The sequence below is a fragment of the Sphingomonas sp. FARSPH genome (genome assembly GCF_003355005.1).
Classification (GTDB): domain Bacteria; phylum Pseudomonadota; class Alphaproteobacteria; order Sphingomonadales; family Sphingomonadaceae; genus Sphingomonas.
The window spans coordinates 1,240,213-1,262,484 of record NZ_CP029985.1 but is presented as its reverse complement, the minus strand read 5'-3'; the positions used below and the strand labels follow the sequence as shown (position 1 = coordinate 1,262,484).

The 22,272-nt window shown below is 68.1% G+C and carries 26 protein-coding genes; 8 read left to right on the top strand and 18 right to left on the bottom strand.

Annotated features, from left to right (window positions below; all coding sequences use genetic code 11):
• Window positions 1-12 precede the first annotated feature (12 nt).
• Window positions 13-552: a hypothetical protein gene (locus DM480_RS17925; protein WP_125471481.1), complete on the top strand. Its 540-nt coding sequence runs from the start codon at window positions 13-15 to the stop codon at window positions 550-552.
• A 27-nt stretch (window positions 553-579) separates the two neighbouring features.
• On the opposite strand, the gene DM480_RS06090 is transcribed toward DM480_RS17925, so the two are convergent.
• The 3 genes from DM480_RS06090 to DM480_RS06080 all read right to left on the bottom strand — a co-directional run bounded on the left by DM480_RS06090 (window position 580) and on the right by DM480_RS06080 (window position 2,060).
• Window positions 580-1,215: a biosynthetic peptidoglycan transglycosylase gene (locus DM480_RS06090; RefSeq protein WP_115378039.1), complete on the bottom strand. Its 636-nt coding sequence runs from the start codon at window positions 1,213-1,215 to the stop codon at window positions 580-582.
• Window positions 1,216-1,257: 42 nt separating this feature from the next.
• Window positions 1,258-1,584 carry a type II toxin-antitoxin system RelE/ParE family toxin gene (locus tag DM480_RS06085; RefSeq protein ID WP_115378038.1) on the bottom strand — a complete coding sequence of 109 codons (327 nt, stop codon included), beginning with the start codon at window positions 1,582-1,584 and terminating at the stop codon, window positions 1,258-1,260.
• 245 nt (window positions 1,585-1,829) lie between these two features.
• Window positions 1,830-2,060 (bottom strand): hypothetical protein, encoded by a 231-nt coding sequence (locus DM480_RS06080; RefSeq protein WP_115378037.1) that lies wholly within the window; start codon window positions 2,058-2,060, stop codon window positions 1,830-1,832.
• A 138-nt stretch (window positions 2,061-2,198) separates the two neighbouring features.
• Between DM480_RS06080 and DM480_RS06075 the strand changes: the two genes are divergently transcribed.
• Entirely contained in the window at window positions 2,199-2,912 is a 714-nt protein-coding gene (locus DM480_RS06075; RefSeq protein ID WP_115378036.1) for a hypothetical protein, read from the top strand.
• A 56-nt stretch (window positions 2,913-2,968) separates the two neighbouring features.
• Here the strand turns inward: DM480_RS06075 and ung are convergent, their stop codons facing one another.
• Window positions 2,969-3,667, bottom strand: coding sequence for a uracil-DNA glycosylase (ung, locus tag DM480_RS06070; protein ID WP_115378035.1), 699 nt, complete (start codon window positions 3,665-3,667; stop codon window positions 2,969-2,971).
• Between the two features lie 144 nt (window positions 3,668-3,811).
• Here ung and DM480_RS06065 point away from each other — a divergent pair, with 144 nt between their 5' ends.
• A complete protein-coding gene (locus DM480_RS06065; protein WP_232834139.1) occupies window positions 3,812-5,047 on the top strand; it encodes a hypothetical protein in 1,236 nt (411 codons plus the stop codon).
• 21 nt (window positions 5,048-5,068) lie between these two features.
• Here DM480_RS06065 and DM480_RS06060 read toward each other — a convergent pair whose 3' ends face one another.
• Entirely contained in the window at window positions 5,069-6,508 is a 1,440-nt protein-coding gene (locus DM480_RS06060; protein WP_115378034.1) for a S41 family peptidase, read from the bottom strand.
• A gap of 181 nt (window positions 6,509-6,689) precedes the next feature.
• Here DM480_RS06060 and DM480_RS06055 point away from each other — a divergent pair, with 181 nt between their 5' ends.
• The gene (locus tag DM480_RS06055; RefSeq protein ID WP_310596283.1) at window positions 6,690-7,175 is read left to right on the top strand and encodes a YciE/YciF ferroxidase family protein; all 486 of its coding nucleotides are present in this window, start codon (window positions 6,690-6,692) and stop codon (window positions 7,173-7,175) included.
• 41 nt (window positions 7,176-7,216) lie between these two features.
• Here the strand turns inward: DM480_RS06055 and DM480_RS06050 are convergent, their stop codons facing one another.
• The 7 genes from DM480_RS06050 to DM480_RS06020 form a co-directional block, all read right to left on the bottom strand.
• Window positions 7,217-7,837, bottom strand: coding sequence for a MarC family protein (locus DM480_RS06050; protein WP_115378032.1), 621 nt, complete (start codon window positions 7,835-7,837; stop codon window positions 7,217-7,219).
• Entirely contained in the window at window positions 7,834-8,736 is a 903-nt protein-coding gene (folD, locus tag DM480_RS06045; protein ID WP_115378031.1) for a bifunctional methylenetetrahydrofolate dehydrogenase/methenyltetrahydrofolate cyclohydrolase FolD, read from the bottom strand. The genes DM480_RS06050 and folD overlap by 4 nt, the downstream gene beginning before the upstream one ends.
• Window positions 8,733-9,035, bottom strand: a complete 303-nt coding sequence (locus tag DM480_RS06040) for a DUF167 family protein (RefSeq protein WP_115378030.1) — start codon at window positions 9,033-9,035, stop codon at window positions 8,733-8,735. Before DM480_RS06040 ends, folD begins: the two co-directional genes overlap by 4 nt.
• Window positions 9,036-9,040: 5 nt before the next feature.
• Window positions 9,041-9,346, bottom strand: coding sequence for a YggT family protein (locus DM480_RS06035; RefSeq protein WP_443026401.1), 306 nt, complete (start codon window positions 9,344-9,346; stop codon window positions 9,041-9,043).
• 87 nt (window positions 9,347-9,433) lie between these two features.
• Window positions 9,434-11,281, bottom strand: coding sequence for an ABC transporter ATP-binding protein (locus tag DM480_RS06030; RefSeq protein ID WP_115378028.1), 1,848 nt, complete (start codon window positions 11,279-11,281; stop codon window positions 9,434-9,436).
• A 112-nt stretch (window positions 11,282-11,393) separates the two neighbouring features.
• Window positions 11,394-12,293 carry an acetylglutamate kinase gene (gene argB / locus DM480_RS06025; RefSeq protein ID WP_115378027.1) on the bottom strand — a complete coding sequence of 300 codons (900 nt, stop codon included), beginning with the start codon at window positions 12,291-12,293 and terminating at the stop codon, window positions 11,394-11,396.
• A gap of 153 nt (window positions 12,294-12,446) precedes the next feature.
• A complete protein-coding gene (locus DM480_RS06020) occupies window positions 12,447-13,088 on the bottom strand; it encodes a queuosine precursor transporter (RefSeq protein ID WP_115378026.1) in 642 nt (213 codons plus the stop codon).
• Window positions 13,089-13,309: 221 nt separating this feature from the next.
• Between DM480_RS06020 and DM480_RS06015 the strand changes: the two genes are divergently transcribed.
• Window positions 13,310-14,644, top strand: coding sequence for a NupC/NupG family nucleoside CNT transporter (locus tag DM480_RS06015; RefSeq protein ID WP_115378025.1), 1,335 nt, complete (start codon window positions 13,310-13,312; stop codon window positions 14,642-14,644).
• Between the two features lie 61 nt (window positions 14,645-14,705).
• Window positions 14,706-15,986: an amino acid permease gene (locus DM480_RS06010; RefSeq protein WP_115378024.1), complete on the top strand. Its 1,281-nt coding sequence runs from the start codon at window positions 14,706-14,708 to the stop codon at window positions 15,984-15,986.
• A gap of 72 nt (window positions 15,987-16,058) precedes the next feature.
• Here the strand turns inward: DM480_RS06010 and DM480_RS18240 are convergent, their stop codons facing one another.
• Both DM480_RS18240 and DM480_RS06005 read right to left on the bottom strand, forming a co-directional pair.
• Complete coding sequence (locus DM480_RS18240; RefSeq protein WP_198665907.1) at window positions 16,059-16,205, bottom strand: hypothetical protein; 147 nt, start codon at window positions 16,203-16,205, stop codon at window positions 16,059-16,061.
• Window positions 16,206-16,217: 12 nt separating this feature from the next.
• On the bottom strand, window positions 16,218-17,087 hold the full coding sequence (locus tag DM480_RS06005) for a 3-hydroxybutyryl-CoA dehydrogenase (protein ID WP_115378023.1): 870 nt from the start codon (window positions 17,085-17,087) through the stop codon (window positions 16,218-16,220).
• Window positions 17,088-17,167: 80 nt separating this feature from the next.
• On the opposite strand from DM480_RS06005, the gene DM480_RS06000 reads away from it, so the two are divergent.
• Together DM480_RS06000 and DM480_RS05995 are read left to right on the top strand one after the other, a co-directional pair.
• Window positions 17,168-18,025, top strand: coding sequence for a CPBP family intramembrane glutamic endopeptidase (locus DM480_RS06000; protein WP_232834138.1), 858 nt, complete (start codon window positions 17,168-17,170; stop codon window positions 18,023-18,025).
• 16 nt (window positions 18,026-18,041) lie between these two features.
• Complete coding sequence (locus tag DM480_RS05995) at window positions 18,042-19,127, top strand: DUF1176 domain-containing protein (protein ID WP_115378022.1); 1,086 nt, start codon at window positions 18,042-18,044, stop codon at window positions 19,125-19,127.
• A 9-nt stretch (window positions 19,128-19,136) separates the two neighbouring features.
• On the opposite strand, the gene egtD is transcribed toward DM480_RS05995, so the two are convergent.
• From egtD to DM480_RS05975, 4 genes are all read right to left on the bottom strand, one after another.
• The gene (egtD, locus tag DM480_RS05990) at window positions 19,137-20,114 is read right to left on the bottom strand and encodes an L-histidine N(alpha)-methyltransferase (RefSeq protein ID WP_115378021.1); all 978 of its coding nucleotides are present in this window, start codon (window positions 20,112-20,114) and stop codon (window positions 19,137-19,139) included.
• Complete coding sequence (gene egtB / locus DM480_RS05985) at window positions 20,114-21,364, bottom strand: ergothioneine biosynthesis protein EgtB (RefSeq protein ID WP_115378020.1); 1,251 nt, start codon at window positions 21,362-21,364, stop codon at window positions 20,114-20,116. Before egtB ends, egtD begins: the two co-directional genes overlap by 1 nt.
• A 112-nt stretch (window positions 21,365-21,476) precedes the next feature.
• Complete coding sequence (locus DM480_RS05980) at window positions 21,477-22,022, bottom strand: cob(I)yrinic acid a,c-diamide adenosyltransferase (RefSeq protein WP_115378019.1); 546 nt, start codon at window positions 22,020-22,022, stop codon at window positions 21,477-21,479.
• A gap of 14 nt (window positions 22,023-22,036) precedes the next feature.
• Complete coding sequence (locus tag DM480_RS05975; protein WP_115380902.1) at window positions 22,037-22,267, bottom strand: twin transmembrane helix small protein; 231 nt, start codon at window positions 22,265-22,267, stop codon at window positions 22,037-22,039.
• Window positions 22,268-22,272: the final 5 nt, after the last annotated feature.

Sequence of the window (22,272 nt, the reverse complement as noted above, 5' to 3'; positions counted from 1 at the left end):
AGGGAGGCAGCGATGATTGCTACGCTTACACAAGCCATCGTTGCCTTCATTCTGACGAGCGTGCTCGGGAATCGTCTTGCGAATGCATGGCAGACCCGTGCTGCCAAAGAAGCGCGCTTCTTCGAAGCGTCGAAAGACATGTACGCGCAAATGATGAGCGCCACGGAAGAGATATCGCGCCTGATTGGCAAACGTATTTACGCGAGCCAGAGGGTGTGCCTGCTTTCGCCCGGCGACGCTGAATTTGAGCAGGCTCGATCCGCGTTCAAGGCTAGCGTCATAGAATGGAATGAGAGGCTTCTATCGTTGGATTTGTCTGTCCGAACCAGATTCAGGGATGCTAGTCTCAGCCAGTTTGAATGGCTCCAGGCCAGGCTTGCGGAAGCCACGCGAAAGCTCAATGCATTTATAGCATCCGATAGTCGAACCGGTCAGGCAGCTATACTCCGCGAGTTACGAGAAGTTCGGGCTGAGTTTTTTAATTTCACCCAAAATATGGTGAGAGAGGCAAGACTCCTTCACCGTCAGATGCACTTTGGTGTTGTTGTGTAATATAGCAAGTCAGAAATCGAAAACATGTCAACGCAGAATTTGGTCGAGGCGCTGATCACGTCCCGCGTAGAGGGCCAAGCCATAGTTCGCTCGCCGTCTGACTTTGGTCTGCCAGTTAGCGTTAGTGACGCGCGGTTTGGGATATACGAGTAGCGCCGCCACCTGAGCCGCTTGGTCAGGAGTGAGCTCGACATCGTCTATATTCCATGCGTAGTCGTCGACGGCGTCCGGGAATAGCGCCTTTGCGGCTGCCAGTGCACCGACCAACTCTGTTCCAAAATACGCAATGTTCAGATAGATGCGTAGTATCTCCAGCTTCGTGAATTTTCGCTGAAGTACGTATACTCCGACGAACTCGCGAATCTTTCTACGCAGCGTCCGCTCGTATCGATCGGAGGCTGTTCGAAAAAGTTGCATGTCTATAGTACTCGCGCCGCCATGGCGCTCTCTGCGGACCGCTTTGGCAACCTCTCGCACGTTGGATCGCCAATCCACGCCATGGTGATCTAAAAAGCGTCGGTCTTCGAGAAGGGTGACCATCTTCTCTAAGGTCGATAGCCGCGCCAGAGAAGAAACGGCATATCGTTCCTCATCAATCGCCAGGATTGCTCGATGAAGCCGCAGAAGAGATGATCTGATAGTTGGTAAGCGTGGCGTCATCATCACATAGTGACATGAGCGAAAAGTCGGTCAAGTTCGCGAAGATCAATAATGATATCGGCACTGCGCCACCTGCGGCACCTGCTCGCCACCACTGCCAGTCAAACAGTACATCGGCCGATGCTCGCCGCTCGGCAGACTGCGCACGCCACTCAGCCCCGCATGCGCCGCCCCGATATCCGGATAGGCGAGGATGCGTCGGAACGTCCGCTCGATCGCGTCGAGATACTCGATCGTCCGCAACGGCCCGAACTGCCCGACACTATAATCGCGAATGTCGTCGAGATCGGCCTGAGCCTTGCGGCTTAGCTCAAGTCGCACCGGCATCCCGGCGTAATGCGGCGCGCAGGTCGTCCAGATGTTCGAAGGCATCGCGCTCGCTGATCCCCGATGCGCGCCCTTCGTCGATTGCCGCCTGCAACCGGGCAAGCGCGTCTGCGTCCGCGCGTTCGCGCGCAAGTAGGGTGGCGAGATACTCGCCCGCGCCCCCAAGCTGTGCTTCGATAGCCCGCGCCTCGGCCCACGCGCCAAGGTCGTCGGGTACGGAAAGCTGAAGTCGAGTCATTCCACCGAAATACTCCGCGTCGTGGCGGATGTCGACCGGCGGGCCATCACGCCTACTTGCGCAAGACTTCCGCAGAAGGTGCCGTCAGCCGCTGCTTGCCGTCCTTCATCCCCCATGCATCCGTCACCTGTCGGCGCGATGGCAGAGCATCCCCGTCCTGCGTCTGGTCTAGACGTTGATGCACGATCCGCCGCATCTGGCGCGCGGACTGCTGCTTCCACGGCTTGTCCGTTCCCGCCGTCGTGTGGCCGATGAACGGTGAATGGCGGCGACTCCGGCTCATTGCTCAACCATAATGCGATCCGCACCGGACGAACAGCGTCACGCTGATGGATGCCCCCGCGCCACACCCGCGGCGAAATCGGCACCCACCGCCCGCCACCCCTCGCAATGTTGGAAATGTCGTCCTTAATAGGCCGGCATGGCTCATGCACCCCAGCGTCCGCACCGCCGCCGCAAGGCCGCGCCCCGCAATCCGCTCGCCTTCGACACCGTCGAACTCCGCCATCGCCACGATGGCTGGACGCCGGAGCGGCAGGTGGACTTCATCCGCGCGCTCGCGGAATGCGGCTGCGTCGATGCGGCGTACCGCCGGGTCGGGATCAGCACCAGCGCGGCTTATGCGCTGCGCGCCCGCGCCGAGGCGCAAAGCTTTCGCTGCGCGTGGGACGCCGCGCTCGACCAGGCGATCCGGCGGCTGTCCGACGCCGCTTTCTCGCGCGCGATCCACGGCGTCGCCACGCCGATCTTCTACAAGGGCGAACAGATCGGCGAGCGCCGCCGCTATGACGAGCGGCTGACGATGTTCCTGCTGCGCTATCGCGATCCCGTCCGCTACGGCGCCTGGATGGACACCGTCCGCGCCGAGCGCACCCCCGATGCGGAGGCGATCGCGCTCGGCCGGATGATCGATCAGGTGGCGGCGGACGCCTATGCGCGCGACGCCGGCGATCCGCTGCCCGCGCCCCTCCACCGCTACGCCGCGCCGCGCTTCGTCTCCGACGCGGAAGGGGATGAGCAGGAGGCGCGCGCCGCCGACGCCCGCGCCGCGGCGGCCGACCGCGCCGACGTCGCGGCGCGCGAGGCGGCGTGGCGGCGCGACCTCGCGGCCCTGGGGGACGCCGGCACCGCATGACCGGGGCAAGGACGTGCCGTCCACTTCGTCCACTTCCGCGCTCGCCGCGCCGCGGATCACACCTCCGCCGGCAGCGCCCAGTCGATCCGCCCGCGGCCGTGCGCCGCCAGAAACGCGTTCGCCTTGCTGAAATGGCCGCTGCCGAACCAGCCGGTATGTGCGGACAACGGCGAGGGGTGCGGCGCCTTCAGCACCAGATGCCGGCCGCCGCGCGCGACGTCGGCGACGAACGCCGCCTTCTTCTGCGCATAGCTGCCCCACAGCATGAAGACGACGGGATCGTCCTTCGCCGCGACGAGGCGGACGATCGCGTCGGTGAACTTTTCCCATCCGCGCTCGCGGTGCGCGGCGGCGCGCGCCTCCTCGACGGTCAGTACGCTGTTGAGCAGCAGCACGCCCTGCCGCGCCCAGGGCTCGAGGAAGCCGTGGCGCACCGGCGCGATGCCCAGGTCGTCGTGCATTTCCTTGTAGATGTTAACGAGGCTGGGCGGCGGCTTCACGCCGGGGCGGACGGAGAAGCACAGGCCATGCGCCTGGCCCGCGCCGTGATACGGGTCCTGCCCCAGGATGACGACGCGCACCGCATCGAGCGGGGTCAGCTCCAGCGCGCGGAACCAATCGTCGGAATGCGGGAAGATGCGTTTGCCCGCCGCTTTTTCGGCTTTCAGGAACTGGCGCAGCGCCGCCATATACGGGCTGTCGAATTCGGCGCGCAGCGGGGCGAGCCAGCTGGCGTCCATACGCGGGTCGGTCATGCCCGCCCTCTATCGCGACGCGATGCTGCGGCACAACCGGCCTTCACGGCGGCGGCGGCAGCGGGGGCTGGCGCGGCGCGAAGGCGCGGCCTAGCATCGCACGACCCGCGCCGGGGGCGGCGCGGCAACGACAGGGGGATGAGGATGAGGAACGCCCGTTTGGGTGCGCTCGCGGCGATGGCCGCGTCGCTCGCGATGCCGGTGGCGGCCATGGCGCAGCAGCAGACGACGATGGTCCCGTACGGCGGCGACAAGCCCGCGCCGGTGGGCCAGACCGCGGTCGATCCCGGCGATTCGGCCGAGGAGATCGCGAAGGATGCGGCGCGCGACCTCAAGGACACGCGCTTCTACAACAAGCCCGGCGCAACGCGCGCGCAATATGACGCGGACTGGCAGCAATGCCGGCTGATCGCGCGCGGCTCGCGCACGCCGTCGGGCATGGTCCCCTATTCGTACAATCCCGCGCTGGTGTCGCCCGTCGCGGCGGGGATCGCGGGCGGCCTGGGTGGCATGCTGGGCGCGGCGATCGCGCAGGGGCAGCAACGCCGCGACAATCGCCGCGCCTGCCTGCTGATCCGCGGCTGGCGCCAGGTCGAGGTGCCCCCGGCAGAGGCGGCGCGCGTCGCCGCGATGGGGGAGGCGCAGCGGGCCGCCTATATCGACGCGCTGGTCGGCGCGAACGACGTGAAGGGCACGATCACCGCACGCACGCGCTTCGACGACGCGCCAGACGCGCGCATCAACCTCGACGCGCCCGTCGGCCGGACCGGCACGGTCTTCGCCGGCAAGAAGGTCGATGCCGCGCAGCCGTTCGTGCTCGGCCCCGACGAGGCGTTGCTCGTCCTCGCTTTCCGCCGGGCGGAGGCGCCGGCTGAGGGGCGCTCGGGCGCGGTGCAACTGCTGCGCTACGATGCGGAGCACGGCGACGTCGTCTATCGTCCGCGCGACTGGAAGAAGACCGGGGACAAGACGGTCTATGCGGTGCTCGCGCAGAGCGCGGACAAGAAACAGGCGTATGAGGTGCAGCTGATCCGCGTGACGCCGGGCGCCTATGTGCTCGACGGTACCAGCGTCGGTGCGGCGGTTCCGGTCAGCACCAACTGCTTCGGCGCGCCGGTGCTCGACGTGAAGGCGGGCGAGGTCGCCTATCTCGGTGATTTCGCGCCGTACATGAACGCGCCGACCAGCGACGGCGACAAACGGTCGGCGTTGCTGTTCAGCCGGCATATCGAGGATGCGCGCGCGGCGCTGGCGACGCGCCAGCCGCAGCTTGCCGCCGCGATGCAGCCGGCGCGGCTGCGCAACCGCGCGACCTATGCCTGCGCCGGGCTGACGATGACGCGGTGGGACATCGCCGGGCTGGAGGCGGTGGCGCGCTGATCGCGCCACCGCCGTGCCGGGTCAGTACAGGCCCGGCACGTCGCGCTGCGCGGGCGAGACCGCCGGCCCGCCCGGCGTCAGCAACGCCCGCCCGCCCGCCGCCTGCGCGGTCACGCCGGTGTCGGCGCCGGCGGTGATCGGCGTGCAGCTCTTGCCCTGCAGGAAGTCGAGCGCGGCGCGGGTCGAGGCTTCGCGTGGATCGCCCATCGGGTAGCGTATGTCGTCGCCGGCCTTGCAGCTCGCCTGCACCGTGCCGACCAGGCCGTTGTAATAGCCGCCCTGACGATTGGCGTTCTGGATGGCGAGCGCGATGACGCGCAGCCGGTCGTCGCATTGCGAACGATCGAGCCCGATCTGGCCGACCGGCTTGCCATAGGTGTTGCCGCCGATCAGCCCGACGTTCGCGCCGAGATAGGGGATCATCGCGTTGATGACGAGCTCGCTCGCCGACGCGGTGCCGCTCGTCCCGATGAAGGCGAGGCGGGTCGGCGCGATCGACTGCGGCTGGGGACTGAAGAAGCGCGTGGTGTTGTTGCTCGCCTTCTCGGGGCGGAAGCTGACATAGTCGAACACCTCCGACGTCTGGCGATTGGCGCCGAGCAGGTCGCCGATCAGCTCCGCGGTCGAAAGCGCGCCGCCGCCGTTGTAGCGGAAGTCGATGACGACGTTGGTGATCCCCGCCGCGCGGAAGCTGGCGAAGGCATCGCGCAGCGACTGGTCCGCCGCGGGGATGAAGGTGCGCAGATTGAGATAGCCATATTGCCGGCCCGCATCGGTGATGATCTGCGCGCCGTAGCGCGGCGATACCGCGGGCAGGTTGAAATCGGCCTTGGCGACCGCGACGACGCGCGTGCCGCCCGCGTCGCGGACCTGCAGGTAGCGCGTCGTGCCCGCCGTCGACGGCCCGAGCGCGTCGTTGAGCGCGGTGCCCCCCTGGCCGTAGAGAGTCGTGACCGTGGTCAGGTTGCCGCTCGACACTCCGATCGCCAGGATTTCGGCGCCGCGGTCGATCCCTGCCGCAAGGGCCGGCCCGCCCTCGAACGCCTCGGTCACGAACAATCGCGCGCCCTGACTGGTGTCGAGCGCAAAGCGCAGGCCGAAACCGGCGGTGGCGCCCGACGCGTTATACGCATTCTCCTGCGCGATCGACGTCAGGTAGGTGAAGTACCGGTCCTTACCCTGCGCACGCGCGGTCGCGGTCAGCGCGTCGATATAGGCATCGACCGTGCTGTACGGCGTCGGATCGAGGCTGGCGGGCAGCGTGTCCGGGAACAGATACCATTCGCGGATCTGCGCCGCGACCCAGTCCTGCCGCTCGCGCAGCGTACAGCCCGATCCGCTCGGCCCGGGGGTGGGCGAGGATGTCGGCGTACCGGCGATCTGCGTGCTGCCACCGCCCCCACCGCCGCAGCCCGACAACAGCGCCAGCAGCGCGACCGAGTTCACCCAACGCCTTACCATCGAAACCCCCTCCGATATCTGCCCGCAGCGGACATGATCGAGGTTAGGCAGATTTTCCGGCAACCGCCAAGCGTAAAACTTCGTTGACTATGGAGTAGACGGCGAGAATGTTACAATATCGTTATGATCCCGCCGTCCGGGAGAGTGTGTCATGGGCTTGTTCAGCAAAGACATCGCGACGATGAACGATCTGTATATCCACCAGCTGGAGGATATCTATTACGCCGAGCAGCAGATCACGAAGGCGCTGCCCAAGATGATCGACAAGGCGACCGACGCGCAGCTGCGCCAGGGATTCGAGCAGCATTTGCGCGAGACGGAAGGGCAGATCGAACGGCTGCGCCGCGTCTTCGAACTCGAAGGCATGCAGCCCAAGGGCGTGACCTGCCCCGCGATCGACGGGATCATCAAGGAAGCGAACGAGGTCGCGGGCGAAGTGGCGGACAAAGCGGTGCTCGACGCGGCGCTGACCGCGGCGGCGCAGGCGGTCGAGCATTACGAGATCAGCCGCTACGGCACGCTCGTCACCTGGGCCGAACAGCTCGGGCGCAGCGAATGCGCCGCGATCCTGCGCGAGACGCTGGAGGAGGAAAAGGCGACCGATACCAAGCTGACCGAGCTGGCGACCGCCAAGATCAACGCCCGCGCCGAGATGGCGGAAGCGTAATCGGCCCGTACGTCACCCCCGGCGCATGGCCGGGGGGACGCTTAGCGCAGGCTCACCTGCAACCCGTCCATCACGAATTGCACCGCCAGCGCCGCGAGCAGCACGCCGAGCAGGCGGGTGATTACCGCCTCGATCCGCGTGCCGAGCAGCCGCATCAGCGGGCCCGCCGCGATCAGCGCGAGGAGCGTCAGCAGCAGGATGGTCACCATCGCGGCGAGCACGACAAGCGTGGCCTCCACACCATTGGTGCGCGCCATCAGCAGCATCACGGTCGCGATCGATCCCGGGCCCGCGATCATCGGCATTGCCATCGGGAAGATCGACACATCCTCGACATGCGGGTCGGCGGCGACCTCTGCGGCGCGATCCTCGCGGCGCTGCGTGCGCTTTTCGAACACCATCTCGAGCGCGATCAGGAACAGCATGATGCCGCCCGCGATGCGAAAGCTCGCGAGGCTGATGCCGAGGCCGTGGAGCAATTGCTCGCCGAACAGCGCGAAGACGAACAGGATGATCGCGGCGACGGTGACCGCGCGGATCGCCATCGCGCGGCGATGGACGGGCGACGCGCCCGCCGACAGCCCCGCATAGATCGGCGCGCAGCCCGGCGGGTCGATCACCACGAAGAAGGTGATGAGCGACGAGACGAAGAGCTCGATCACAGCGCCATGTCCCCGCCCGCCTCGATCCCCTCGCGGCGGCATGCGGACACGTAGGTGTTGCGGATCAGGCAGGCGATCGTCATCGGCCCGACGCCGCCCGGTACCGGGGTTATCGCCCCGGCAACCCGGCTGGCGGCGGCGAAGTCGACGTCGCCGACGAGGCCGGTGTCGGTGCGGTTGATGCCGACGTCGATCACGCTCGCGCCCGGCTTGATCCAGTCACCCTTGACGAAGACCGGGATGCCGACCGCGGCGACGACGATGTCGGCGCGCCGGACGTGCGCCGCGATATCCCGCGTCCGACTGTGGGTGACGGTGACGGTGCAGCTTTGCTGCAGCAGCAACTGCGCCATCGGCTTGCCGACGATGTTCGATCGGCCGATCACCACCGCATCCATCCCCGACAGGCTGGAATGGATGTCACGCAGCAGCAGCAGGCACCCGAGCGGCGTGCACGGCACGAACCCGTCCGCGCCGATCGCCAGCCGGCCGGCGTTGACCGGGTGGAAACCGTCGACGTCCTTGTCGGGATCGATCGCGAGCAGCACGGCCTGCGTGTCGATATGCGCGGGCAGCGGCAGCTGGACGAGGATGCCGTCGACCGCCGGATCGGCGTTGAGCGTCTGGACGAGCGCGAGCAGCGTTTTCGAGTCGGTGTCGGCAGGCAGGCGATGCTCGAAGCTTTCCATCCCCGCCTCGCGCGTCGCCTTGCCCTTCGAACGCACGTAGACCGCGCTCGCCGGGTCCTCGCCGACCAGCACCACCGCCAGACCCGGCGCGCGCCCTGTCGCGGCGCGGAACGGGGCGACGCGCGCGGCGATGTCGGCACGCAGCGCGGCGGCACGCGCCTTGCCGTCGATCACGGTGGCTGTAGCGGCGGAAGAAGTGGTCGCGGTCATGCCCCGGCCTCATAAAGGCGGGCCGCGATTTTCGCCAGCGCTGCGGCATCGCCGACGATGCGCAGCCGTTTCAGCCTAGCGGTATCGCCGGCGATCAGCGAGACGGCGCGGCGCGGGACCTCGAACGTCGCTGCGACCAGCGCAAGCAGCGCGGCATTCGCCTTGCCGTCGACCGGCGCCGCGGCGAGGCGGGCGGCGAAATGGTCGGACGTGCCGGCCGCCAGCACATCGCGCCCGCCGCGCGGCGTGACGCGGACGGCGATCTCCAGACCGTCCGCGATCACGCGCCACGCCGGCATCGGCGTCAGACGGTCGCCGAACTCACGATGCCGATCGCGAGATTGCGCAGGATGATGTCGCCGATCGCGATCAGCACCAGCACGACCATCGGCGACAGGTCCAGCCCGCCCATATTGGGCAGCACGCGGCGGATCGGCCGGTACATCGGCTCGGTCAGGCGATCGAGGCCATAGTGCAGCGAGCGGATGAAGTTGTTCGACGTGTTGATGACGTTGAACGCGATCAGCAGCGACAGGATGAACTGCACGAAGATGATCCACCAGATGACGTCGAGTAGCACCTGAAGAATCTGGATGAGGGTCAGCGCGATCACGCGGGGCCTTTCGAGGGAAACGGTTGCGTTACGATGTAGCGTGCCGGACGCACGGGGAACAGGGCCGGTTCCGCACGTTCTCCGTTACCGGGCGCGGGCCCGGCGCCACGCCGCCTGGACGCGATCGCCGATCAGGCGCGCACCGGTATCGGACACCAGCCGCAGCGCACCGCCGCGGCGCATCGATTGCTCCAGCCCCTCCGCCTGGCGCGCCCACAGCGCGCGGAACGCGCCATCGGGATTGGCGAGCAGATCCTGCGGCGGCCCATCCTCGACGATGCGGCCGGCGTCGATGACGAGCACGCGGTCGAAGCCGGCGATCGTCGACAGCCGATGCGCGACCGCCAGCACCGTGCGTCCCTTCATCAGCGCGTCGAGCCCGCGCTGCACTTCCAGTTCGGATTCGGTATCGAGCGCACTCGTCGCCTCGTCGAGCAACACGATGCGCGCATCCTTCAGGAAGGCGCGGGCGATGCCGATCCGCTGGCGCTGGCCACCCGACAGGCTGGTGCCCCGTTCGCCGACGATGCTGTCATACCCGTGCGGCAGATGGCGGATGAAATTGTCGCAGCCGGCCGCCTCGGCGGCGCGATACACCTCCTCGTCGCTCGCCTCGGGCCGGGCGAAACGGATATTCTCCATCACCGTGCGGTGGAACAGCAACACCTCCTGCGGCACCACCGCCATCGCATCGCTGAGACTGTCTAGCGTGACGCGGTCGATGCGCTGGCCATCGACGAGCACCGCGCCCGCCTGCGGATCGTAGAAGCGCTGGACGAGTTGGAGGATCGACGATTTGCCCGCGCCCGACGCGCCGACGATGCCGACCTTCTGCCCCGCGGGGACGTCGAGCGACAGATCGTGGACGACGGGCCGGCGCGGATCGTAGCCGAACGTGACGTGATCGAGCGTCACCTGTCCCTCGCCGGCGCGCAACCGTACCGCGTCGGGTGCATCGCTCAGCGTCTGCGGCACACCGATGATGTCGAGCGTCTCGCGCAAGTAGCTGAACTGCTGGCTGGTATCGATAAGCGCCATGGCAAGGTCGCGCGACCCGTGAAGAATGCGGAATGTCATCGTGCTGATCACGACGACGTCGCCGGTCGAGATCGCCCCCGCAGACCAGCGGCTGATCGCCCAGATCAACGTGCCACCGACGAGGATCGCGAGCGCGGCATCGTGAAGGCCGCGCATCTGTTCGACGAAGAACCAGCCCCGCCGCTGCGCCGCCGCTTCCTCGTGCAGGAAATCGCGCAGCCGGTCGAGCTCGCGATCGCGCGCCGCAAAGGCCTTCACGACCCAGATGTTGCCGATCAGATCGACGAGTTCGCCGCCGACGACGCCCGCGCGTTCTGCGAACTCGCGGTGGTGGATGTGTCCCTTGAGGCCGAGCAGGACGAGGCTGATGGTGACGGCGACGAAGATGGCGGCGAGGACCATCGCCATGCGCGGGTCGATCGACACGAAGATCAGGATAGCGCCGCCGAACGCGATCAGCGGCGGCGTCACCTCCTGCAGCAGGCGGTGGATCAGCGCGCCGAAGATACCGGCGAGGCCGGATATGCGATGGCCCAGCGATCCGGCGCGCTGGCTCTGGAAGAAATGCAGCTGATGGCCGGTGAGATAGTCGACCATGTCGAGCCGGATGCCGACGCCGGACTCGACCGTCGCATGACCCAGCGTCAGCGCGGCGGCGCGTTGCAGCGCGCTTTCGAGCACGACGAGCCCGACGAAGGCACCGAGCGCCTGATAGACGTGCGTGCGCCCCTCGCCGCCGGTCGTCATCGCATCGACCAGCAGCTTCATGGCATATTGGACGCCGACCGAGCCGATCGACGCCGCCGCGACGAGGATCGCGAGCGCGAGGAACATCCACGGCCGCGCCGCGACATAATGCCACAGGAAACGGCCGGGACTGGCGAGAAAGGGCATCACGCTCCACCGTTGTTGCTGCACCGCAACATGAGATGCGGCCAGAACGGAATCAAGTCGACCCCGTTACGACCGGCAGAGCCCGCGGCGGGGTCGAAGGAGCCCGGTGCGGTTAGGCGTGGACCAGCGTGCCCGCACCGGCGCTGGTGAAGATTTCGAGCAGCATCGCATGCGGCACCCGCCCGTCGAGGATGACGGCGGCATCGACGCCGGCCTCGACCGCGGCGACGCAGGTATCGACCTTGGGGATCATGCCGCCCGAAATCGTGCCGTCCGCCTTCAGTCCGGCGATGCGCGTCGCGTCGAGGTCGGTCAGCAGCGTCTTGTTCTGGTCCATGACGCCCGCGACGTCGGTGAGCAGGAAGAATCGCGCCGCACCCAGCGCGCCCGCGATCGCGCCGGCCATCGTGTCGGCATTGATGTTGTACGTCTCACCATCGGCGCCCATCGCGATCGGCGCAACGACGGGGATGATGCCGCTCGCCGACAGTTGGTCGATGATCGTGCGGTCGACCGCGACCGGCTCGCCGACGAAGCCCAGGTCGACGTGCCGTTCGATCCCCTGCAGGCGATCGGGCGCGTCGCGGCCGACCTTGGCGGCGGTGACGAAGCCGGCGTCCTTGCCCGAAATGCCGACCGCGCGGCCGCCCGCCTTGCCGATCCAGGCGACGATTTCCTTGTTGATCGATCCGGCCAGCACCATTTCGGCGATGTCCGCGGTCTCGCGATCGGTGACGCGCAAGCCGTCGACGAAGCGTGATTCGACGCCCAGCCGCTTCAGCATCGCGCCGATCTGCGGGCCGCCGCCGTGGACGACAACGGGGTTGATGCCCACCGCCTTCAGCAGCACGACGTCCTCGGCGAAATCGCGCGCCAGTTCGGGGTCGCCCATCGCATGGCCGCCGTATTTCACGACGAACGTCTTGCCGGCATAGCGCTGGAGATAGGGCAACGCCTCGGTCAGCGTCTCGGCCTTGGCGAGCAGCGCCGCGCGGGAGGGGGAGTCGGTCATCCGCGGCGCTTTAGCGTTCCCGTACGAGAGGAGCCACCCCGTCATTCCCGCGAAGGCGGGAATCCAGCAGACGCTGCCCTGTCGGGTCTCAGCGGCACCTGCGCGTCTGAATCCCCCGCCTGCGCGAGGATGACACAGAGTGGAGAAGAGGCCTTACCCCCGCGCGTCGAGCCGCTTGCCCAGCCCGACGAACAGATAGATCAGCGGCGGCACCAGGATCGCCGACAGCGTCACCTTGGCGATCATCTGGCCGACGATCAGCGGCCCGATCGGGAATTCGCCGTAAAAGGCGATCGTCACGAACAGCAACGTATCGACCACCTGGCTGAGCATGCTGGCGATCGCCGCGCGCAGCCAGAGCAGGCGGCTGCCTTCCTTGCCCTTCAACGCGGCGAAGATCGTGACGTTGAGCGTCTGCGACACGCCGTAGGCGACGATCCCGCCCAGCCAGATGCGCCACGTCGCTCCCAGGATCAGCTGAATCGCGTCGCGGTTCGCCGGCAGCATCGCGGGCGAGGGGGGCAGCATCCACACCACCCACGACAGCAACAGGGAGACGAGCAGCGGCACGAAGCCGACGCGCACCAGCTTGTTGGCGACGCCGCTGCCGTGCAGTTCCGCGACCGCGCTCGACGTGACGACGAGCAACAGGAAAGCGAAGATGCCGGCTTCGACGGCGAGCGGGCCCAACGCCACCTGCTTGTTGCCGAGCACGCCCGCGATGCAGACCATGCCGCCGTAGAAGATCGAGAGCGCGAAGAGCGAAGGCGCGATGCCGCGCGTCGGGGTTTCCATCACGGCGACGCTAGCGGGTTTCGCGGGAGGGGCAAGGTCTCCCCTGTGTGAAGGCATCGGCCATCGGCGTCACCCCGGGGTGACGAAGAGAGGGGGCAGCCGTCAGCCTTCCCGCCACGCCGACCACCTCACTTCACCCCTAGCTCCCGGAGAAAGCGCGTGTATGGTGGATCGACGCTGCCGGGGGGCCGCGTCCCCCTTTCCCACCTGCGGACGCATCCATGAATCGTATCCTGATCGGCGTTGCCGGCATCCTCGTCATCCTCGGCATCGCCTTCGCGCTGTCGACCGATCGCCGTGCGATCCGGCCGCGCGTCGTGGGGGCCGCCTTCGCGCTGCAGGCGCTGATCGCAGTGATGGTGCTATACTGGACGCCCGGGCGCGCCGCGCTGGCGGGCGCATCGGCGGGTGTCGCCGCGCTGCTCGGCTATTCGCAGAAGGGCACGGAGTTTCTGTTCGGCAACCTCGCCAGCCCGACCGTCGGCGGCCATTCGTTCGCCATCGCGGCGCTGCCCGTCATCATCTTCTTCGCCAGCCTGGTGTCGATCCTCTATTATCTCGGCATCATGCAGCTGATCGTGCGCTGGATCGGCGGCGCGATCGAGAAGGTCGTCGGCACCAGCAAGGTCGAAAGCCTGTGCGCCGCCGCCAATATCTTCGTCGGCCAGAGCGAGAGCCCGCTCGTCATCCGCCCATATCTCGCCGGCTTGACCCCGCCGCAGGTGTTCACCGTGATGACCAGCGGCATGGCGGGCGTCGCCGGCACTATCCTGGCGGCCTATGCGTCGATGGGGATCAGCATCGATTACCTGCTCGCCGCGAGCTTCATGGCGGCGCCGGGCGGCATCCTGATGGCAAAGATCATCATGCCCGACCGCAGCGTGCCGCCGGAGGGCGAGCTGCCGCTCGGCGACGTGCCCGACGAGGATCGCGTCATCGCCCTAGCTGAGGCACGGGTCAGCGGCCGCGGACCCGCCGCCTTGCTGCCCGAGGGGACGCCGGGCGAGCCCTTGCCCGAGGCGACGCACGACGAGGAAAAGCCCGCCAACCTCATCATGGCCGCCGCGCAGGGCGCGCAGACCGGCGTGCGCCTCGCCGTCGCGGTCGGCGCGATGGTGCTGGCCTTCGTCGCGCTCGTCGCGCTCGCCAACGGCCTGCTCGGCGGGATCGGCGGCCTGTTCGGCCATCCCGAACTGAGCTTCCAGGGCCTGCTGGGTTATCTCTTCCAGCCGGTGATGTTCCTGCTCAACGTGCCCTGGAACGAGGCGGGGATCGCCGGCGGCCTGTTCGGCGAGAAGATCGTGCTCAACGAATTCGTCGCCTATATCGACCTCGGCAAGCAGACCGCGCAGCTCAGCCCGCACACGATCGCGGTGGTGACGTTCGCGCTTTGCGGCTTCGCCAATTTCTCGTCGATCGCGATCCAGATGGCGGTGACGGGCAGCCTCGCGCCCAACCAGCGGCCGACGATCGCGCGGCTCGGGCTGCGCGCGCTGGCGGCGGGCAGCCTCGCCAACCTGATGTCGGCGGCGCTCGCCGGCCTGCTGATCGGCTGATCCGCTGATCGGGCACGCTCCCGCCGGGCTGCGCCGCGCACTCGGCGCGGGTCAGCTCGCGATGATCGCGATCGGCGGCGCGGTCGGTACCGGGCTGTTCCTGGGCAGCGGCTTCGCGATCCAGCTTGCGGGGCCGGCGGTGCTGCTGAGCTATGCGATCGGCGGCGCGATCACGCTCGCGCTGATGGGCTGCCTTGCCGAGATGACGGTGGCGGACCCGGCGACGGGCGCCTTCGGCCTCTTCGCCGAACGCTACCTTGGCTCTTACGCCGGCTTCCTCGTCCGCTACGCCTATCTCGCCGCGAACGTGCTGGCGGTGGGGACGGAGGTGACCGCGGTCGCCATCTACATGCGTTACTGGGCGCCCGGCGTGCCGGGGCTCGTCTGGATCCTCGGCTTTTCCTCGGCGCTGCTCGTCGTCAATCTCGCCAGCGTCCGTGCGTTCGGCGCGGTCGAATACGTCTTCTCCGCGATCAAGGTCGCCGCGATCCTCGCCTTCGTCGCGGGTGGCGTATGGGTCATCGCGCGCGCCGGCGGCGCGGTGGCGCGCGCCAACTATGTCGCGCACGGCGGGCTGCTCCCTAATGGCTGGTGGGGGATGGCGCAGGCGGTGATCGTCGCGCTGTTCAGTTACATCAGTATCGAGATGATCGCGGTCGCGGCTGGCGAGGCGGCGGACCCCGAACGCGCGATCGTGCGGGCCTTTCGCGCGACGATGCTCCGCCTCGCGCTGTTCTACCTCGGCAGCCTCGCGGTGATGCTGGCCATCGTACCGTGGACGCAGGCGGGCACCGCGACCAGCCCGTTCGTCACCGTGATGGCGGCGACGGGCATTCCCTATGCCGCGGGCGCGATCAACGCGGTGGTGCTGATCGCCGCGCTATCGGCGATGAACAGCCAGATCTACACCGCGAGCCGGATGGTGTTCAGCCTCGCCCAAAGCGGCCTTGCGCCGCGCGGCTTCGCGCGGGTGGATGCGCGCGGCGTGCCCGCGCGCGCGTTGCTGGTGTCGGGCAGCGGCATCGCGGTCGCGGCGGGCGTCTATGCCGCCATTCCCGACGCGGCGCTCGGCGTGATGATCGCGGTGTCGGTGTTCGGCGCGCTGTTCACCTGGGGCATGATCTTCGCGACGCACCTTGCGTTCCGGGCGAACGCGGGTGCGCGGCCCGCGTTTCGGATGTGGGGCTATCCGTGGACCAGCCTTGCGGGGCTGGCCGGAATCGTCCTGGTGCTGGCGATGACCCCCTTCACCGCCGCGTTCGGCGCGACATTGCTTTACGGCGTGCCGTTCGTTGCATTGCTGTCGGCGGTGTACGGCGTTTGGCTCCGGCGGACTCGCTGAGCCTCCATCCGTCTTTCCGCGGGACTTCCCCAGCCCAACCCCTCCCCTGAAGGGGAGGGGTTGGGCTGGCACTCACTCGCCGGTGCGCGTCTTCACCTTGTTGGGCAGGTCCTTGCCCTTGGTCCGGCGCGAGGGCAGCTGGACCGGGTTCTTCTTCTTCCATTCGCGAAAGGTCATCGGCCCTTCCGGCGTGTCGACGATCGTATCGTCCAGGCTCATGCCCGCATCTCCTTACCGCGTCGGGACCGGCTCCGCCCCGCTGTAATCGTAAAAGCCGCGGCCCGTCTTGCGGCCGTACCAGCCCGCCTCGACGTATTTGACCAGCAGCGGCGCCGGGCGGAACTTGGGGTCGCCGGTGCCTTCGAACAACACGCGCGTGATCTCGAGGCAGGTGTCGAGGCCGATGAAGTCGGCGAGCGTCAGCGGCCCCATCGGGTGGTTGAGCCCCAGCTGGCACCCGAGATCGATGTCGCGGATGCTCGCGACGCCTTCGCCCAGCGCGAACACCGCCTCGTTGATGAAGGGCATCAGCACGCGGTTGACGATGAAGCCCGGCGCGTCGTTGGCGCGCACCACCTGCTTGCCGAGCTTCGTCGCATAGCCTTCGATCGCCGCGACGGTCGCGTCGGACGTCGCGAGGCCGCGAATGATCTCGATCAGCCCCATGACGGGGACCGGGTTGAAGAAATGCACGCCGATGAAGCGCGCCGGATCGGGCGTCGCCTGCGCCAGCCGCGTGATCGGGATCGACGAGGTGTTGGACGCAAGGATCGCATCGCCCTTCAACACCTTGCCCACGTCGGCGAAGATCGCGCGCTTGATTTCCTCGCGCTCCGTCGCCGCCTCGACGATCAGGTCGCACGCGCCCATGCCGCCCGTCCCCTCGACCGCGTCGATCCGGCCGAGGATCGCGTCGCGCGTCGCGGCATCGATCTTTTCCTTGTCGACCTGGCGCTGGAGCTGCCTGGCGATCCCCGCCTTGCCCGCCTCGGCGCGGTCCTTCGAAACGTCGGTCAGCAGTACGTCATAGCCCGCCGCCGCGCTCACTTGCGCGATGCCGGCGCCCATCTGGCCCGCACCGATCACACCCACTGCCTGCATGATGCTCTCCTTTTGCCGTTCCTCTAGCGCCTTTCGCGCGCGCCGCCAGCCGGTTAGGGTCGCACGCGAGGGGAAGCTTGATGCAGGGATCGATGATCACCTTGGGGGAGGCCGGGGTGCTGTCGCCGGGCAAATGGCGCTGGCTGCGCACGCTCGGCTGGATGGTGCTGCTGTTCGCCGTCTCGAGCGTCCTCCTCTATCCTGGCTGGCTGCGGCTGCCCGGCATCGGCCGCGATGCGATCCGTCCGGTGATGACGTTCGTCGCCTATCTCGCTTATGCCGTCGCGGTGCGCTGGGGCGAGCGGCGTTACCCGGACGAACTCGCGCCCCGCCCTGCGCTTGCCGAGCTGGCGATCGGGCTTGCCGTCGGCACCGGCATGTTCGCGCTCGTCTTCACGATCCTGCGCCTCGCGGGCGTCTATACGCTCGCGCCGGGTCGCTGGTATGATTGGGCGAGCGACATCGCCGGGATGATGCGCGTCGGCTTCGCCGAGGAACTGCTGCTGCGCCTCGTCGTCTTCCGGCTGCTGATGCGCGCCAGCGGGCTGTGGGCGGCGCTCGGCCTGTCGGCCGCCCTGTTCGGGCTGATGCACCTCGGCAACCCCAACGCCAGCCCGGTTGCCGCGGTGGCGATCGCCGTGGAGGCGGGGCTGATGCTCGCCGCCTTCTACCTGCTGACGGGGCGCATCTGGATGGCGGTCGGCGTCCACGCCGCATGGAATATCGCGCAGGGGTCGATCTTCGGCGCGCGCGTCTCCGGCATGGCGGACAGCGGCAGCCTGTTCGTCAGCGCGCCCGTCGCGGGCAGCGCCGACTGGCTGAGCGGCGGGGCATTCGGGCCGGAGGCGTCGGTGCCCGCGATGGTCGTAGGATTTTGTATCTTCGTGCTGGTGCTGCGGGCGGCGTTGCTGCGTTCGGCAGCGCAGGTTCGTGTATGAAAGGACGTCGCCGATCATGACCCGTGCCGCCTTGCTGGCAGTCCCCGCGCTGATGCTGGCCGCCTGCTCCGGCCAGCCGCAGGCGGGAAACACCGCCGCCGCCGCGCCGACACCCCGGCCAATCGCTACATCGAGCGCGACGGCGCCAGCCCCCGCGGCGGTCGCGGCGGACGGCAACGTCATCCCCAGCCCCGGTGCGCTCAAGACGTTCGGCGACTGGACGGTCGGCTGCGACAACGGCCTGTCGTGTACGATGGCCTCGCTGCTTCCCGACGGCGGTGTCGGCGAGGGGGCGACGCTCAACCTCACGCGCGCGGCCGGGTCGACGGGCCGCTACGCCGCGGACGTGGGCGAAGGCGTGACCGACGCCCGGGGTAAGACGGCGGCGATGCGTTTCGCGATCGACGGCCGCGACCTTGGCGGGAATGCCGATGCGCTCGCCGCGGCGATGGCGAACGGACATTTGCTTACGGTGCCCGGCGGGACGATCTCACTGAAGGGTGCGTCGGCGGCGTTGCGATACATCGATGCGATGCAGAAGCGCGCCGGCACGGTGACCGCGACGGTCGCGAAAGGAGCGGCCGGCGGTGCCAGCGTACCACTGGCGCCCGCGTTGCCCGTCGTCGCGGCGCAGCGCCTGACCCCGCATACCGCAAAGCTGCCCGCCGGCGTGATCGCGACGATGAACCGCATCGGCCAGTGCCAGCTGACGGAGGGCATGGACGCCGCCCCCAGCGTCGCCGCGACGCCGGACGGCAAGCTGCTGGCGGTGCTGCCCTGCTCGGCGGGCGCGTATAACGTCATCGGCGCGCTGTTCGTGATCGACGGCGACACGGTGAGGCCCGCGCCGATCGACGCGCCGTCGGGGTTCGAGGAGACCGGCGCCGATTCGCAGACGCCGGTACACAGCGTCGTCAACGGCGATTTCGACGGCAACGTGCTGACCAGCTACGCCAAAGGGCGCGGCCTCGGCGATTGCGGCTCGTCGCAACGCTTCGCCTGGGACGGCCGCCGCTATCGCCTGGTCGAGCAGGCCGACATGGGCGAATGCCGCGGCAATCCCGATTTCATCACGACGTGGCGGGCGATGATGCGCCCGTGACTGTCTGGGTCAGGGCGCGGGCCGTTCCGCCTGCGCCTCCGCCAGGTACAGGCCGAACTTGCCCTCCGGGTCGGTCCATTCGCCGATCGGCGTCCAGCCGCCGCTGCGCAGCAGGATGCGCGCGTCGCGGGGGCCGTATTTGTGGCTGTTTTCGGTGTGGATCGTCTCGCCCGCCTGCATCGCGAAGGCGCGGCCGTCCACGGTAAACGCCGTGTCGCGCACCGCCTCCAGATGCATCTCGATCCGCGCGCGGTCGTCGTTCCAGCGCGCGACGTGGCGAAAGGCGTCGACAGGAACGGTGCCGTCGAGCTCCCGATTGATACGCTCGAGCAGGTTGAGGTTGAACGCCGCGGTCACCCCCGCGGCATCGTCATAGGCGCGGACCAGCGTGCCCGCGTCCTTGATCCGGTCCATCCCGATCAACAGCATCGCGCCAAGCCCCAGCGACATCCGCATCGCGCGCAGCAGGTCGACCGCCATCAGCGGGATCATGTTGCCGATCGTCGACCCCGGAAAGAAGCCGAGCTTGGGCATGCCCGCCACCGCGGCGGGCAACGTCAGCGGCCGCATGAAGTCCGCCTCGAACGGCAGGACGGCGAGGTCGGGAAACCCCTGCGACAGCCCGCGTGCCGAATCGCGCAGGAAGTCGCCGGAGATGTCGATCGGCACATAGGCGGCGGGCGCGACGCATTGCAGCAGCACCGGCGTCTTGGTCGACGATCCCGACCCGAATTCGACGACCGCACGGCCCGCGCCGACGATCTTCGCGACGTCGGGGCAGGCGCTCTTCAGGATCGCGGTCTCGGTGCGGGTCGGATAATATTCGGGCAGGTCGGTGATCGCCTCGAACAATTCCGATCCCCGCCTGTCGTAGAACCAGCGCGCGGGGATCGCGCGCGGCCGACGCTCCAGCCCGGCCAGCACGTCGGCGCGGAACTGCGGATCGGCGAGACTGGCCTGACCGTCTTCGATTTCGGGCTTCAGCATCAGATGTCCTTGGCGAGCCGCACGCCGGTGAATTGCCAGCGCTGGTGGGGATAGAAGAAATTGCGATAGCTGGCGCGCACATGGCCGCGCGGGGTGGCGCAGCTGCCGCCGCGCAGCACGAACTGGCCGCTCATGAACTTGCCGTTATACTCGCCGACCGCGCCGTCGCAGGGCGCGAAGCCGGGGTAGGGGCGGTAGGCGCTGCCGGTCCATTCCCACACGTCGCCGAAGAAGGCGGGCGCGCGCGGGGCAGGGCGGGGTTCGACCGCGCCGGCGTCGTCCATGTGGTTGCCGCCGGCGGGATCGTACGCCGCCGCCGCCGCTTCCCATTCGAATTCGGTGGGCAGGCGCGCGCCCGCCCAGCTGGCATAGGCGTCCGCCTCGTAGAAGCTGACGTGCGTGACGGGCGCGGCGGGATCGATCGGCCGGCGTCCGTCGAGGCCGAATCGCGTCCAGCCGGTGTCGCGCGCTTCCCAATAAAGCGGCGCGACGATCCCTTCCGCCTTCACCCAGGCCCAGCCGTCCGCCAGCCAGTAACGCGGATCGCGGTAGCCGCCATCGGCGATGAACGCCGCCCATTCGCCGTTAGTGACGGTGCGGTCGGCGATGGCGTGCGGCTGCAGCAGCGCGTCGTGGCGCGGCCCTTCGCAATCGAACGCGAAGCCCGCGCCGTCGTGACCGATCCCGACGATGCCGCCCTCTTGCGTGATCCAGCCGGTCGGTTCCGGCACCGCGACGGGTACTTTCGGCGCGGCGGGCCAGATCGCGGGCTCCAGCGGATTTTCACCGAACAGGTGCAGGATGTCGGTGACGAGCAGTTCCTGATGCTGCTCCTCGTGATGGCAACCGAGCGCAACCAGTTCCTGCGCGGCGTGGGACAGCGTGGGCAGCGCGGCGAGCAGCGCGGCATCGACATGCGCGCGATAGGCCCGCACCTCGTCGAGCGTCGGACGCGTCACCATCCCGCGCCGGTCGCGCGCGTGCCGACGTCCTTCGGCCTCGTAATAGCTGTTGAACAGGAACGGCCAGCGCGCATCGTGCAGGCGATAGTCGCGGACATGGTCGCGCAGTACGAACGTCTCGAAAAACCAGGTGGTGTGCGCAAGATGCCATTTGGTCGGCGAAGCATCGGGCATCGACTGCACCGTCGCGTCGGCATCCGACAGCGGCGCGGCCAGCGCGAGGCTCAGCGCGCGGACTGCGGCATAGCGATCGGCGAGCGGTTCGACATGTGTCGCGACGTTCAGCATGGCGACACCCCTCTTTCGCCGGCAGACCTCTGCCAAAAGCGGAATCGCGCGACGCCTCAGATAGTTGCACGACGCATGTCACGGGAACGCAACCGTACCGAGCGGGCGGGCGTCAGCGTCCCGCGCCGGGTCGCCATAGCACGTCGTCGGCGCCGCGGGCGTTTACCCAGCGCGCGGCGACGAACAGATAATCGGACAGGCGATTGAGATAGGCGAGCACCGCCCCGCCCGCGCCCGCCGCGACGGCATGACGTTCCGCACGGCGTGTGATCGCGCGCGCCAGATGCAGCGCCGCGGCGGCCGGCTGGCCGCCCGGCAGCACGAAGCTGGTCAGCGGTGACAGGTCTACGTTGAGCGCATCGATCGCCGCTTCCAGCCGCTCGACCTGCACGGGCAGGACACGCAACGCGCCGTCGATGCCGGGCGGCGTTGCGAGGTCGGCGCCCAAGTCAAACAGATCGTTCTGGATCGTCAGCAGCGCGTCGCTGGGTTCCGCTCCTGCCAGCGTCGCGATCGCGACGCCGATCGCGCTGTTCGCCTCGTCGACGTCGCCGATCGCGCTCATCAGCGGATCCGCCTTCGACACGCGCGATCCGTCGACAAGCCCGGTCGTGCCGGTGTCACCGGTGCGCGTGTAGATGCGATTGAGACGAACCACCGGCGCTGCGACGATCAGGTGCGGCCGGCAAGGAACAGGATCAGCACGACGATCGTCACCGCCAACGCCTGGAAGAAGACGCGCATCTGCATCATCTTGTTCGATTTCAGCGACGCAGCGCTCGGCCCTTCGCCGTTCTTCACCTGCTCGGTCGATTCCTGCAGGAAAGCGATGATTCCTCGCACCAGGGCGACGACGGTGGCGATCATCGCCGCAACCAGCAGGATGGCGAGAAAGGTGTTCATGCGCG